Genomic DNA, 15,568 nt, shown 5'->3' with positions numbered 1-15,568 from the left:
AATGACCCTAAAAAACTAGCGTTTCAAAGGGTCATTCTTATTTTGGCGAGGTGGGTCTCATTATTTTAACCTTACTGAGTCTAAAATACTTACCAGCGTGGGGCAAATTAGTGTGGCTTTTCCATATTTAGATTGTATTAGAATATTATATTCTTCAATTTCATGATGCTTTTGTTCTTTATAGATTGTTATAACTCTATTATTAAGGTTTCTAATTCGTAGTACAAAGATTTAAAAAAAAGAAAGAAATTATCTCTTTAATAAAGCGTTTTTTTTCATTGTATAATTCTTTATGGCCTTTTTTACTGAATGGTAAAAAACTCAAATAGATTGATGAGGGTATTAGATAGAATAAAAAAATCGGAAAAGGATTTCTCCCCTCCGACGCGGTGGGCCGCCTTTCGGCTCCACCTCTTCAATTTAACCTTCTTAAATTGACAATCTAAATACCTAAACCTAAATAACTAAAAACCTTAAAAATAGTGTTATACCTGAGTACCAATCTTCTTTCTTACCTTAACTAAACCTACTGTCTTTATAACTTCTCTAATCTAATCTAAACCTATTTAGTATATTCCTTTATAACAATCTTTTTTTACCTTAACTAAACCTATTTGTTTAATCCCTAAACAATCTTTTTTTTCTTACCTTAGAAAACTAATCCTGTTGTCTTTTTGACGTTGCAAAGATACATCGGCTTTTTGAATCGAACAAGAGTTTGTATGTTCTTTAGCATATTTTTAATATCTTTCTTGATGTAAATCAAGGATTGTGCGCGGACACACAATGGTAAAGTTAGGAGTGAGAAGTTAAGAATAAGGAGTCTAATAGGGTGAATAGTGAGGAATGAGGAATGGGTTGTTTTATCTTTACCATGCTTCTACTGCCTCTCTTTATGCTCCTTTTTTTTCAATCAAAACTCAAATACTAATCTCCCAACTCGGCTACTTGTCCACTCGTAGCCTTGTTCACTATCAGACTGCAAGGACTCCGCAGTTTTACTGCATAGCCTATTCAGAAATGCTGAAAAGTCGAGGCAGCGATGCTGGGAAGCTGCTGCAACAGCCCACCCCAGCCATTACCTCTCTCGTTTACCGTCGTACCGGCTGAGCCGACAGCGACTACTCGGTCGATGACCGATGGTTCCCCAAAAGGGGAGGGAGATGGTTTTAAGTGGATAAGTAGACGAGATTAGAGTGAGAAGTGATGAATTATGAGTGGTGAGTAGGGGCGAATTGCATTCGCCCAATAGCAGTTTTGCGTTTCGGGGGGTACCTAAAGGCACTCAAATCTCATATCTTTATCACTCCGCCAGCCGTTGTTTCACGCCGGCAAGCGGCTAACACAGAGGGTAGCCACGTTGTGGCTTGCTATTATAGTGATAGGGTAAGAGTAGGAATTGATGAGTTTCCTGCCTGAAAGGCAGTGTTGTCTTTCACTATTTGGGCGAGGGGTTACGGCTCTTGGCAAGGATTTTCCTTCGGACAAGTTGCGTCGCCTTTTACCGTTTAGCCAAAGGTCTATGGTTATTGAAAAGGGTTATCTTTCGGATAGATGGGACGATTTGGGTGAGTGCTATTCGTCTCTAACGTTCCCTCAGCAAAGCTTCTTTCGCTCTTCGAGGAAGGCCGAGATGGGACTTTTGTACCTTTTATTTCATGCCGATGATTCAATTTTTCTATCCAACAGGGTGTACACCTATTTATAAATGATTATCTTTACAGTCAGAAAAGATACTAACCATAGAAGTATGAAGTTAATATTCAATATCGAGTACCATACCGTTTTCGGTGAAGAATTGTTGCTCAACGATGTTGTAACAGGTAAAGACGGTGAGAAAAAGGTATCTCAATATCGTATGTCGACGGTCGATGGACAGCATTGGACGTACCAGATGACGAAGGCGAAGAGTGCACAGAACACGGTTATCAGTTATTTCTATAGCGTGGATTGTGAGGGAGCCAGTCGACGACAGGAGTGGTCGACCGAGATTCACCGGCTAGAACTGAATGCCGTGAAAGGGACAAATTACACTATTTACGACCGATGGCTGGAGATGCCGGAAGACACTTATCTGTATAGTTCGGCTTTCACGGAGTGTGTGAATCGTCGTCGAACAGTCGTACAACAGCCTACAGCATTCAGTAAAACGGTGCGTGTGATGGTGCGAGCTCCGCAATTGCGTGCCCATGAGCGGTTGGCCTTGGTAGGGCGGACGGATGCCTTAGGCTCGTGGAATACGGCAAAAGCTCTGCCCATGTACGAACATGCACGCAACGAGTGGACGATAGATTTGCATGCCGACAGCCTTGTAGGCAATCGCATGGAGTTTAAGTTCGTGGCCGAGGGCGTTGCTGAAGAGCCCCTGTGGGAGGTCGGTTATAACCGTACTATTGAGTTGGCGGATATGAAAGAAGGCGATGTGGCTGTTTATTTGCTCAACCAGTCGTTCTTTGAAATCAGCAACCGACGATTGGCTGGAACCTTAGTTCCCGTGTTCTCGCTACGCTCTAAGGATAGTTTTGGTGTGGGCGATTTCGGAGATTTAAAGAAAATGATAGACTGGGTGAGTACCACTGGACAGCGTGTGCTGCAGGTGTTGCCCATTAACGATACCACTATTACGCACACGTGGACCGACTCTTATCCTTATAGCTGTATCAGTGTGTTTGCCCTCCATCCGCAATACGCCGATTTTACTCGGTTGCCAAAGCTCAAGAGTGTGAAACTTCGGAAGGCATTTGAAGAGAAACGGAGAGAGTTGAACAGTTTGTCACAGCTGGATTATGAACAGGTAAACGAGGTCAAGACAGCTTATTTGAAAGAGTTGTTTGCCCAAGAGGGTACACAGGTATTGGCATCGGCCGATTTCAAGAAGTTCTTTACCGAGGCCGAACAGTGGCTTGTGCCCTATGCCCGATATTGCCAATTGCGCGACGATTATGGCACTGGTGATTTCTCGCAGTGGCTCGACCATCGCGTATGGGATGAGCATGAGCGCAAACAATTGAGCAATCCTGCCAATCAAGCATTTGCCGGTGTGGCTTTCTATTATTATGTACAGTATATCCTCTATACGCAGATGGTTGGCGTACATGGCTATGCACGTAGCAAAGGCGTTATCTTGAAGGGCGATATACCTATCGGGGTGAGTCGCTACGGTTGTGATGTGTGGATGGAACCACGCTACTTCAATCTCAGCGGACAGGCCGGTGCGCCTCCCGACGACTTCTCCGTAAACGGACAGAATTGGGGATTTCCCACTTACAACTGGGAGGAAATGTTGAAAGACGGATGTGCTTGGTGGAAACGCCGGTTCAGCAATATGCAGCAATTCTTCGATGCTTATCGCATTGATCATGTGTTGGGATTCTTCCGAATATGGGAGATTCCCATTGAGTCGGTGCATGGTTTGCTTGGGCAGTTTGCTCCGGCCATCGGCTTGAATCGCGAAGAAATTGAGGCATACGGCCTTCATTTCCGCGAAGAACGGTTCTTACGACCTTATATAACAGACGAGGTGGTTACTCGACTGTTTGGAGAAAGAGGTGCGGAAGTGAAGCAGATGTATTTGAAAGAGTTGCAGAAAGGAGTCTACGAGATGCGCTCTGAATACGATACACAGCGAAAAGTGGAGGCTATCTTTGCCACTCGGACGGGTGAGAGCGACGAGAAATTGCGCGAAGGCCTCTATGCGCTTATCAGCGATGTGCTGTTTGTGCGCGACAGAAAGAATCCCGACTTGTTTCATCCACGTATCTCTGTCCAACACGACTACACTTATAAGGCATTGGATGAAGCTGATCAAATGGCATTCAACCGTATTTATGACGACTATTTCTACCGTCGGAACAATCAGTTTTGGTATCGAGAGGCGATGAAGAAGTTGCCCCGGCTGATACAAGCTACGCGTATGATGACGTGCGCCGAAGACTTGGGTATGGTGCCCGATTGTGTGTCTTGGGTGATGAACGAACTCAAAATATTGAGTTTGGAAATACAGAGTATGCCGAAAGAGGCCTTTGTTAGGTTCAGTTATTTAAGTCGGAATCCGTACCGTTCGGTATGTACCATCTCCAGTCACGATATGCCTACGTTGCGACAGTGGTGGGATGAGGATGCTGACCGCACGCAACTGTATTACAATACAATGCTCTATCGTGGTGGAAGTGCACCGCATCCGTTGCCCGGATGGTTGGCACGAGAGATTATAGAGTGCCACTTGGTATGCCCGTCGATGCTTTGCGTGGTGTCAATACAAGACTGGCTGGCTATTGACGAGAAGTTGCGACTGGCCGATGCCAATGCCGAACGTATTAATATTCCGGCCAATCCGCATCATTATTGGCGCTACAGAATGCACGTGAATATAGAAGATCTCACGGCCAATGTAGACTTCATGGAGAATTTGAAAGAGTTAATCAAGAAGAGCGGACGGTATTAATATCCGCTCATAAGGAAAAAGTTGTATTCTATGAAAATGAAGATTGTATTAGCAATGCTGCTACTGCCATTGTTGGCTGTGGCTCAAACGATTACTTCGCCCGATAAGAATATCGTGGTAAAGGTAGGGGTAGACGGCGGTCGCCCTTGTTATGAGATGTCTTATAAAGGACAAACGGTGGTGCGCCCCTCGTATCTAGGCTTGGAATTGATCAATTATCCTAGTTTGATGGAGCATTTTATGATAGACAAGACAGAGCAGTCTACTTTCGATGAGACATGGAAACCCGTGTGGGGAGAGGTGTCACAGATTCGTAATCACTATAATGAGATGGCCGTAACGCTGCTACAGACCGATACTAAACGGCGACTGGTGATACGCTTCCGTGTGTATGATGATGGCATGGGATTCCGCTATGAATTTCCCAGACAGGAGGGAATGGACAATATCATCGTGAAAGAAGAACACTCGCAGTTTGCCATGACGGGCGACCATACGGCTTATTGGATTCCCGGCGACTACGATACCGACGAATATGAATATCATATTTCTAAGCTTTCGGAGATTCGCGGACTCATGAAGCAAGCCATTACACCGAATGCAACGCAGACACCTATCGGTCCGACAGCGGTTCAGACATCGTTGCAATTGAAGACTGATAAGGAGTTATATATCAATATTCACGAGGCGGCATTGGTGGATTATTCGGCCATGCACTTGGTGTTGGACGATAAGACGATGACCTTTGAATCGTGTTTGACGCCCGACTCGAAAGGCAGGAAAGGCTACTTGCGCTGCCCGGCAACGTCGCCTTGGCGTACGGTGATGGTGAGCGATGATGCACGTAACATCTTGGCTTCTCACTTGATACTGAATTTGAATGAACCATGTAAATTGACTGATACGTCGTGGATTCACCCTGTGAAGTACATGGGAGTGTGGTGGGAGATGATAACGGGCAAGAGTACGTGGAACTATGCTGACTATCAAGCTATCAAACTTGGGGAGACCGACTATACGAAATTAAAGCCTACGGGGCGGCATGCACCCAATAATGTTCGTGTGAAGGAGTATATCGACTTTGCCAGTAAGCATGGATTCTCGCAATTACTGGTCGAAGGCTGGAACCAAGGATGGGAAGATACGTGGCAGAAGCAATATAACTACAGCTTTACGAAGTCGTATCCGGACTTCGACGTGCCTATGTTACAAGCTTATGCCAACGCCCGCGGCATGAAATTAATGATGCATCATGAGACATCTTCGAGTGTAGTGAACTACGAACGGCAGTTGGATGCAGCCTATCAATTTATGAACGACAATGGTTACGACGTAGTGAAGAGTGGCTATGTAGGTAATATCTTCCCGAATGGTGGGCATCATTTCGACCAATGGATGATAGACCATTACCTCTATTGTGTGAAGGAAGCGGCTCGACACCATATTATGGTGAATGCCCATGAGGCTGTCCGGCCGACGGGATTATGCCGTACTTATCCGAATATGATAGGCAATGAGTCGGCTCGTGGAACAGAGTTTCAGGCGTCGGAAGGGTGTACTCTCAAGCATGTGACGATACTTCCGTTCACTCGTTTACAAGGTGGACCGATGGATTATACGCCCGGTATCTTCGAAATGGATGTGAATAAGGTGAATCCGGATAACTATGCGAGGGTCATGGCAACCATCTGTAACCAGTTGGCATTGTACGTAACGCTATACAGTCCGCTACAGATGGCGGCCGATTTACCGGAGAATTACGAAAAACATTTAGATGCATTCAAGTTCATAGAAGATGTGGCGGTGGACTGGGACGATTCACGTTACTTGGAAGCCGAGCCGGGAGAGTATATCACGGTGGCCCGAAAGGCGAAGGGAAGTGAGGAATGGTTTGTAGGTAGTGTGGCTGGGAACCATGCCCATGAATCGAAGTTGAAGTTGGATTTCCTGACTCCCGGCAAGCAATACGAAGCTACGATCTATTGCGATGGGAAGAAGGCTGATTGGAAAACAAATCCTACTGATTATACCATTAAGAAAGTAAAGGTGAATCATAAGAGTTTGTTGAAGCTACGGGCTGTATCGGGTGGCGGTTATGCCATTTCGATAAAGGCTGGGTATTAAACTAATTAGGCTTATTAGATCTATTGTTCTAATAAGCCTAATATAGTAGCATCAATCCCGCAAAAGCGGCATAACCAATCATGTGGATGGGATTGATTTTGATGATTTTTGTTCCTATAAACGATGCTACGAAGAGCATCACACAAATCCAAAACTTCCAAGGATTGGCCGGCGTATAGAAGTTTTCCGGCGTCATGAGCAGTAGAGTGGCAGCAGCAAGGAGTCCTACGACAGCCGGACGCAGCCCCGTGAACACGCTTTGTACGGTCGGTGTGTGCATGTACTTCATGAACATCTTGCTGATAAGAAGCATGATGATGAACGAAGGAAGTACGAGGGCGAAGGTGGCTGTGGCCGAACCTAGACTAGACATAAGCATGCCATAGCCAGCATTATGTACGGCTGTGTAACCGCAATAGGTAGCCGAGTTGATGCCAACCGGTCCCGGTGTCATCTGACTGATGGCTATCACGTTGGTAAATTCGCCCATCGTCATCCAGTGCCATTTGGTTACTACTTGTCCTTGGATGAGTGAAATCATGGCATAACCGCCACCGAATCCGAAGAGACCTATCTCGAAAAACGTGATGAAAAGGAATAGGAAAATCATTTATTCAGTGGTTTTAAGGAATTTACCATAGATATATCCGCCCAGTCCGGCGGCTATAATAATGTAGATAGGGTTCACGTTGAGCAGCCAAATGGCCAATGCGCCGAGAATTGGAATCCAACAATTGGTGAGCGTAATATGCGCACTCTTGGCCAAATTGAAAGTGGGTACCGCTATCAAGGCAACGACTGCAGGACGGATTCCGGCAAACATGGCGGCGATGACAGGATTATCTTGGAATTGATGGAAGAACATCGCGATGAGCAAGATAATCAAGAAAGAGGGGAGAGCTGTCCCGAATGCGGTACAGATAGCTCCTCTGGTCTTGCGCAATTTGTAGCCGATGAAGATGCTGATGTTGATAGCGAAGACGCCGGGACAACTCTGTGCAATGGCTATCAAGTCGAGAAACTCTTCCTTGTTCACCCATTTGTGTCTGTCGACGACGTCGGCTTCAATCATCGGAATCATGGCATAGCCACCGCCAAAGGTGACGAGTCCAATCTTGAAAAATGTCTTGAATAGTGTTGTATACATCAGATGAAAGCCCCACCCCTTCCCTCCCTGTGGAGGGGGAGGGAAACTTTGAAAGGTAAGGGTTTGTTTATTTCATGATCATTTGTAAATGTTTGGCATCCTCTCTCCTCTATGGAGGGGGACAGGAAGAAGCTGTTAGGCTTGTTCTATCCATTTTCTCGCATTAACGAATGCTTCAATCCATGGAGTCACTTCGTCGTTTTTGCGGTCTTCAGGATACCAAGCGTTCTGCCAAGGGAAGATAGCTCGCTCCAAATGAGGCATCATTGCGAGATGGCGACCATCGTTGCTACAGATACCAGCTACGTTGTAATCGGAGCCATTGGGGTTGCCCGGATACTCTGCATAGTTGTATTTGGCAATGATATTGTAGTGGTCTTCGGGTTCAGGCAGATAGAAACGACCTTCTCCGTGAGCCACCCACAGACCCAGTTTAGAACCGCTGAGCGAACCGAACATGACACTCTCGTTCTGTGGAATGGTCAAACCGAGGAATGAACTTTCAAACTTCTTTGACGTATTATGGCAAAGATGTGAGCGGTGTTCGTGCTCAGGATTGATAAGATTGAGTTCGACCATGAGTTGGCAACCGTTACAGATACCTAGTGAAAGGGTGTCTTTGCGAGCATAGAACTTGTCGAGTGCCTCTTTAGCTTTGGGGTTGTAGAGGAACGCGCCGGCCCATCCCTTGGCGCTACCGAGTACATCGGAGTTGGAGAAACCGCCACAGAAGACTATCAAGTTGATGTCTTCGAGGGTCTCGCGACCGCTGATGAGGTCGGTCATCATTACGTCCTTAACATCAAAACCGGCCAAGTACATCGAATAAGCCATCTCGCGTTCGCCGTTCGTTCCTTTTTCTCGGATGATAGCTGCTTTGATTCCTGACGGCTTACGGCGGTCAGCATTGAGGCCGTATTGAGCCAATGTGCCTTGGAAGTTGGCCGGGAATCGCACCTCAACAGGCTGTTTCTTGTAGTTGGTATAGCGTTTCTTAGCCATTCCGTTCATGCTTTGTTTGCGGTCGAGGAGGTAAGATGTCTTGTACCAAGTGTCGCGTAGGGCATCTATATCGAATGTATGTTCCCACTCATTCTTCTTCACTACAAGTGTACGTTCGTTGGGTGTGGGGTATCCAATCTTCGCAAATGCCACGCCCATGTCGTCCATAAAGGCCATGAAGTCGGCTTTATGCTCGTCTGAAACCTGAATCACGACACCGGGATTCTCGGCAAACAAGTTCTTCACTACGTCGTCACCGCCTAGATTATAGAGGTTGATACGCATACCACCATGGGTATTTGCGAATGTCATTTCAAGCAAAGTAGTAATCAAACCACCTGCAGAGATGTCGTGACCTGCCATAATCCAGCCACGACGAATGAGTTCTTGGATGGCATTGAAGCAGTCGGTGAAGTACTCAGCGTTTTTGACTGTGGGCACATCATCGCCTATCTTGTTGAGGCTTTGAGCAAAGGCGCTACCACCAAGTCGTTGTTCGTCGAAGCTGAAGTCGACGTGATAGAGGCTTGAATTCTTGTCGTTAACCAGCACAGGACTTACCACTTTGCGTATATCGCTGACTTCTCCGCCACTGGAAACGATGACAGTACCCGGTGAGATAATCTTTTCGCCGTTGGGATATTGCTGTGTTAGCGAGAGGGAATCCTTCCCGGTAGGTACATTAATATGCAGTTCGCAGCAGAAATTGCTTAATGCTTTCACGGCAGAATAGAGTCGCGCGTCTTCTCCTTCTTGCGAACGACAAGGCCACATCCAGTTAGCTGACAGGCTCAAACTATCCATTCCATCGGCTAATGGTGCCCAAACAATGTTGGTAAGCGATTCAGCCACGGCCAATATACTGCCTGCTTCGGGATTGGCCAAGCCTGCTTGAGGGGCGTGTCCCAATGCGGTTGCGATACCTTTTTGGCCACGATAGTCGAGCGCTACGACTCCACAATCGGACAAAGGTAATTGTATTTGACCTTGACATTGCTGTCGTGCAATCTTTCCTGTGACCGAACGGTCTACCTTATTGGTCAACCAGTCCTTGCAAGCAACGGCTTCTAGCTGTAGTACACGGTTCAGATAGTCGTCGATGTGGTCTGCTTTATCATATTCTACGTTGCTGTAGTGGCGCTCCTTGGTGCTATCTTTCATGATAGTCTTGGGTGAATGACCGAACATTTGAGCCACATCGAGGTCGAAAGGCTTTACTCCGTCGCCCTGTTTGAAGGAGAAGTGAGCATCGCCGGTGGTCTCTCCGACAACGTACATCGGTGCACGTTCGCGCTCAGCAATATTCTGTACGTGTTCCAAATGAGCCTCGTCGATGAGCAATCCCATGCGCTCTTGGCTCTCATTGGCAATGATTTCCTTTGCACTCAGTGTCTTGTCTCCGATGGGAAGTTTGGTCATATCAATCTCTCCACCGCACTCTTCTACAAGCTCAGATAAGCAGTTTAAGTGACCGGCAGAGCCGTGGTCGTGGATACTAACCACTGGGTTGGTATCTTCTTCTACCAATGCACGCACTAGATTATAGGCACGTTTCTGCATCTCCGGGTTCGCACGCTGCACGGCATTCAACTCAATACCATTGCTGTAACGGCCGGTGTCAACCGACGATACCGAGCCTCCACCGAGCCCGATACGGTAGTTATCGCCACCAACCACAACTACCTTGTTGCCCGGTTGTGGCTCTCTCTTCAGACAGTCGCGCTTCTTTCCGTAGCCCACACCGCCTGCCAACATAATCACTTTATCGTATGCATACTTCTCATTATTCTCTTGATGTTCGAACGTTAAGAGCGATCCGGTAATCAAAGGTTGACCGAATTTATTTCCAAAATCGCTTGCTCCGTTACTCGCTTTAATCAAGATTTGCTCCGGAGTCTGGTACAACCACTGTCTAACAGGAAGTATATCTTCCCAGTCGCGTTGCACTTCAGCTTGTCCATTGTCGTCCTTCAAGCGTGGATAAGCAGTCATGTAGACGGCTGTTCCTGCAATAGGCCATGAGCCGGTACCGCCTCCCATACGGTCTCGAATTTCTCCTCCGGTACCTGTAGCAGCACCGTTGAAAGGTTCTACTGTGGTGGGGAAGTTGTGTGTTTCGGCCTTTAATGAGATGACACTCTCTATATCCGATACGCGGAAATAGTCGCTTGTAGACTGGTCGGCAGGTGCAAACTGCTCAATGGTAGGGCCTTGTGAGAAGGCTACATTATCTTTATAAGCTGATAGAATCTTGTTCGGATTTTCCTGCGTGGTCTTCTTAATCATGGCAAAGAGCGACGATTCCATCTCTTTCCCGTCGATAATGAAAGTTCCACCGAATATCTTATGACGGCAATGCTCGGAATTTATCTGTGCAAAACCGAATATTTCAGAGTCTGTAAGAGGACGTCCATTCTGCTTCTCAATCGTGTGTAGATATTCCATCTCCTCTTTTGAGAGCGCCAGACCTTCGCTTTCGTTGAATGCTTCGAGGTCTTCTACTCGCTTGATAGGCTCCGGTTGATGGCTCACAGTGAACACATCCTGCCCGATTCCCTTGTACATGCGCTGCAACATAGGGTCGTGTTCGGCCTCTTCTGTATCTACAGGGAAGTATTCCTCAATACGCGAAATGCCGTTAAGACTCATATTCTGGGTAATCTCAACGGCATTCGTACTCCAAGGGGTAATCATTTCACGGCGCGGTCCGACAAAGAAACCGTCCAAATGTTGGGTTTCTACCAAACTGGCATCGCCATAGAGCCAGCACAGTGCATCTACTTCGCCTTGAGAAGGTTGGTGGTCTATCTCTGTGGCGATTACACTCTTAGAAGGAGTTCTGAAAAAAAGAATCATACTATCAGTATATTATATATAGGTGATTTATTCTAGTTGCAAAGATAGTTGAAAATAAGAGGAATACAAAGGAAAATCAATTTTCTTTCCTTTGTATTCCTCAAATGATACTTGCGACGTTGCTATTATTTCTTGATTTCAAATGGCTTGCAGTCCAACGATGTTGAGACAAGCATGCCACCAGCTTTGGTTGTCATTGGTTTTATGTTGCGTAAAGCCTTGAAGTGGATGACGAACAGCTCCTGACTACCGCTCAAAATGGCTTGGTCTCCAATGTTGACGAAGGTGGGGTAGAGCACTTTCTCGCCATTCTTATGCAGTCTGTCATTGGTCATGTTCATCATATTCTTGACTGCCAACGGCTCTATCTTCATAAACTTCAGCTCGGCTTCGTTGTAAGGGAAGTTCAGCCCGATGGCATTCACAGCCTTCAAATCCTTACCCGATACCACGATTTTCACATCATCATCGGTACTATAGGTGGCTTTGTCGAACGCTATGGATACGCTTCCGTCCACCTTTTCACTGCTTGCGCGGGCTCCGCCGTCAAGTTTGGTAGCTACTTCGGATATGTCTTGCGCATCGATGAGACCGTTACTGTTTAGGTCTCCCTTGCTGATGTAGCCTTCGAAGTCGGAGTCTCCCTTGCGTAATCCAGTGTAGTTGAGGTAAGATGTGAGGTCGTTGCTGTCTATCTTGCCATCTTGGTTTAAGTCTCCGGGGATATAGGTTTTGGTTCCCGGGACCTTGAATACGTAGATTTCACGGCCGGACAGGTATTTGTTTACAGCCTCGTTGATGACGAATTTCACATAGCGTACTTCCGGATTGTTGGCAAAAACTATTTCTTTGGTTTTCTCATCATTAGCCCAATTGAATGCAATTGGTTCGCTCCATGTCTTCTCATCGGCACTTACCGATACATTTCCCTTGAGGAATCGGCCAGAGATACCACCGTTGCGAGGCAGATACTGTAGCTTGTCGAGGGTGTTGGTGCTATGTAGGTCGATGACCAGTTCAAACGGTTTGCCGTTCTTATCCATGTAATCAAACCAGATATCGCCCTTGTCTGAGAAGTCGAAAAGACGTGAAACCTCGTGGTCTTCAGCCGATGTTCCGCTTGATGTCTTACCTGTCAGTCCATGGATAGCAAACTCCAACGGGTTGGATTTTGTTGTTGCTTGGAAGGCAGTCCAGTCTGATACACCGTCTTTGTTCACCGCTCTTACCTTGAAGTTATATTGGGTGAGTGGCTTCAAATCGCTGAAAAGCAATTGCGGTTCACGGATGGTAGAGTAGATCATACCATCGTATTCCACTTCATAGTAGTCGGCATTAGGCACTGCTTTCCATGTCGGTGTCAGCGTATAGGCTGTTGTGTTAGCCTCTGTTACGGCAACATCGACCGGTGCTTGCAATGCTCCGGTCTTTTGAGCGAGTAGGTTGGGGCGATCATAGGTGTAGCCTTTCATGAGCAATGCTACGGTATTGTCGGCCGTATTCACGCTTTCTATCTTCACCCACATCTGTGGATTGCGCCCTTTGGTGTGCTTAGCAAGCGCGTCGTCTTTCAATCCGAAATCTGCTAAGGTGGGAGCCTCGTTCATCCAATAAGCATTCTTGGCTGCGTCGAAATCGGCTTTTGAATGCACGGCTTGCAACTTCACAGTCTGCTTCCCGTCCTTGCCGATGAAAGCTTTGACGGCTTTTGGTTCCGCTGTCAGATTTACTACGAAGATGGTTTGTTTGTCTTTTTGTTGCCCTTTGAACTCTCCTTTGGTGGGATTCACCGTTACTTTTAGTTCTCCCTTGCCCGAAAGTTGCGATTCTATGAGTGTGGTGGCACCTTCACCGTGCCTATATGCCTCGGTCGTTCCGTCGTCATCGTATAGAGTAAACGATGTCTTGCCTTCGGGATAGAGGCTTATTATGCGCAACTGCTTGTCTATCTCCGAGGGGTTATTGCTTGTCATTGTCATGGGGATGATGGCTCCTGCCTTCACAAACACAGGTAACTTCCATAGTGGTGCATCGAAGTTGTTAAGCAATTTTCCTCCCTCGTACACATCGCCGGTGAAGTAATCTATCCATTTACCCTTTGGAAGATAGATACCATTGCGCATGTCGTTGCCCTCTTTGTCGGCTTTGGTAGCTTGGTAGATAGGTGCTACGAGCAGCGATGGTCCATACATATATTGATATTGTGTCATGCTTCCGAGCGTGAAAGCATTTTCGTCGTCGAGGAACATGGCACGCATGATGGGCTTACCTGTTACTGCTTCATGACTGATGGTGTAGGTATAGGGGAGTAATGCCGACTTCAACTTCAGGTAATAGCGGTTGAGCGCTATGGCTGTATCGCCCAATGCTTGCGGATATTTGGGGTTAGAGCCCCATCCATCCATGTTCAACTGCATGGGTGTAAAGGTCTTCCATTGGAAATCGCGTACGTTGACGGCTAAGTCTTTACCACCAAAGATACCGTCCATATCGGAGGTAATGTTGGGCATACCCGACAATCCTGCACCGATATAAGTGGGAATATGGAAGCGTATATACTCCCATTTACCACCTGTTTGGTCGCCCGACCACACTCCGGCATAGCGTTGTGTGCCGGCCCAACCGTCGAGTGTGATGATGAACGGACGTGCATTGTTGCCATAGTAAGGCATAATCTGCCCCACATCGGTGACACCGTTAAGACCGAACGAATAGCCGTCGCCCACCCAAGCAACATCGGTCTTGAGCACGCGAACGCCTGCATCGCGCACCTCTTTGACGATGTCGCGCTGCAAGAGAGCGCTTACTTTCGGGTCGGGATGCAATTGCGACTGTGTCCAAAGGCCTATCTCGACGCCATTTTTGCGTGCATAGTCTCCAAATTGGCGTAAGTTGGCGATGTTACCATCAAGTGTTTCTGTCTGTCCGTAGCCTGCACCGTACCCGTCATTGGGTAGAATCCATCCTAAGGGCATATCATATTTCTTGTAGCGGTCTATCACTGCGCGAGCCGAGAATTGGTAGTTGTTCAGCTCACCATTCAGACTTTCTTTGATGCCTCCATTGTCTTTTTGGCTCTCGGTATAGTATTTCCCATCTTCAAAGAGGATACCTTTCTTCTTATCGGTGGTCTCTTTCCAGAAGTCGCGATTGTAGGCATTGAGGTGCCCTTCGTAGAATGCGAACTTAGGGAGCAACACCGGGTAGCCCGTAAGTTGGTAATAATCGTCTAAAAGGGCTGTGGGTTTGTCGTCTACCATCACGAATAGATCGAGATAATTGGCATCGTGCGATATGGAGACCTCATCTTTCTTTTTTGAACCGAAATCATATAGTCCCGGAGCAAAGGTGTAGCACATCACGCCGTAGCCACCTGTCGACCAATAGAAAGGGGCAGGTGAAGCCACGCCACCGTCTGTCCAACTGTTGGTATTGACGATTTCAATCTGCTGCCCACGATGAGAGAAACGTCCATTCTGCACACCACCGCCGTAGAAATATTCGTTGGGCTTTCCTTTCAATGTCATGATGTACTTGCTATGTTTGAAGTCTACGGGTGCAGCTTGTTCCATAACAATGTTGTTTTTAGCCAAGTCGGTTACTTTAAGTAAGCCGGTCTGCTTGTCAACACGGACACTTACACGATTGGTAGAGATGGTGAATGCATCGTTTTGGGTCGCAATGCTGAGAGGCTTGATATTCTTTCGTGCGTTCGACACGAGTATTTGAGCAGGTGGGTTGGCTTCCGGTGCACGGAGAATCCCACCGTGATTGTCTTGAAACAGGCGGAAAATGTTATCGGAATAAAAGTCTACGGTCATTCGCTCGCCACTGGTATAGATGATTTCGGCAGTCGTAGGATTAAGCAGCGTGACCGTTTTTACGTCTGTGTTGACTTGGGTTGAGGCCGATAGTGTACCGGCTGAGGCCAGCAACAGTGAGATGGAAAGTAACAGTTTTTTCATGACTAGGTGTTAGTTCTATAATTGATAGGT

General features: G+C 46.9%; 6 protein-coding genes. 2 read left to right on the top strand and 4 right to left on the bottom strand.

From position 1 onward, the window contains the following. The first annotated feature begins 1,750 nt into the window (after positions 1 to 1,750). Together AC1EK4_RS10355 and AC1EK4_RS10350 are read left to right on the top strand one after the other, a co-directional pair. Positions 1,751 to 4,444 (top strand): 4-alpha-glucanotransferase, encoded by a 2,694-nt coding sequence (locus AC1EK4_RS10355; protein WP_480358190.1) that lies wholly within the window; start codon positions 1,751 to 1,753, stop codon positions 4,442 to 4,444. Between the two features lie 30 nt (positions 4,445 to 4,474). After that, a complete protein-coding gene (locus AC1EK4_RS10350) occupies positions 4,475 to 6,568 on the top strand; it encodes a glycoside hydrolase family 97 protein (protein WP_480358188.1) in 2,094 nt (697 codons plus the stop codon). 37 nt (positions 6,569 to 6,605) lie between these two features. Here the strand turns inward: AC1EK4_RS10350 and AC1EK4_RS10345 are convergent, their stop codons facing one another. From AC1EK4_RS10345 to AC1EK4_RS10330, 4 genes are all read right to left on the bottom strand, one after another. Next, the gene (locus AC1EK4_RS10345; RefSeq protein WP_036896620.1) at positions 6,606 to 7,178 is read right to left on the bottom strand and encodes a chromate transporter; all 573 of its coding nucleotides are present in this window, start codon (positions 7,176 to 7,178) and stop codon (positions 6,606 to 6,608) included. Then, on the bottom strand, positions 7,179 to 7,715 hold the full coding sequence (locus tag AC1EK4_RS10340) for a chromate transporter (RefSeq protein ID WP_062435017.1): 537 nt from the start codon (positions 7,713 to 7,715) through the stop codon (positions 7,179 to 7,181). 135 nt (positions 7,716 to 7,850) lie between these two features. After that, the gene (gene purL / locus AC1EK4_RS10335; protein WP_062435013.1) at positions 7,851 to 11,573 is read right to left on the bottom strand and encodes a phosphoribosylformylglycinamidine synthase; all 3,723 of its coding nucleotides are present in this window, start codon (positions 11,571 to 11,573) and stop codon (positions 7,851 to 7,853) included. 125 nt (positions 11,574 to 11,698) lie between these two features. Then, a complete protein-coding gene (locus tag AC1EK4_RS10330) occupies positions 11,699 to 15,538 on the bottom strand; it encodes a TIM-barrel domain-containing protein (RefSeq protein WP_480358185.1) in 3,840 nt (1,279 codons plus the stop codon). Positions 15,539 to 15,568: the final 30 nt, after the last annotated feature.

The sequence above is a fragment of the Prevotella sp. C0026C3 genome (assembly GCF_056590795.1).
Note: the sequence above shows the minus strand (reverse complement) of the source record. Positions and strands in the feature narration are given on the sequence as shown.

Bases quoted from the DNA above. Each gene is read 5' to 3' on its own strand.
- AC1EK4_RS10340 (WP_062435017.1), bottom strand. From the start codon at position 7,715: ATGTATACAACACTATTCAAGACATTTTTCAAGATTGGACTCGTCACC.
- AC1EK4_RS10330 (WP_480358185.1), bottom strand. From the start codon at position 15,538: ATGAAAAAACTGTTACTTTCCATCTCACTGTTGCTGGCCTCAGCCGGT.
- purL (WP_062435013.1), bottom strand. From the start codon at position 11,573: ATGATTCTTTTTTTCAGAACTCCTTCTAAGAGTGTAATCGCCACAGAG.
- AC1EK4_RS10350 (WP_480358188.1), top strand. From the start codon at position 4,475: ATGAAAATGAAGATTGTATTAGCAATGCTGCTACTGCCATTGTTGGCT.
- AC1EK4_RS10345 (WP_036896620.1), bottom strand. From the start codon at position 7,178: ATGATTTTCCTATTCCTTTTCATCACGTTTTTCGAGATAGGTCTCTTC.
- AC1EK4_RS10355 (WP_480358190.1), top strand. From the start codon at position 1,751: ATGAAGTTAATATTCAATATCGAGTACCATACCGTTTTCGGTGAAGAA.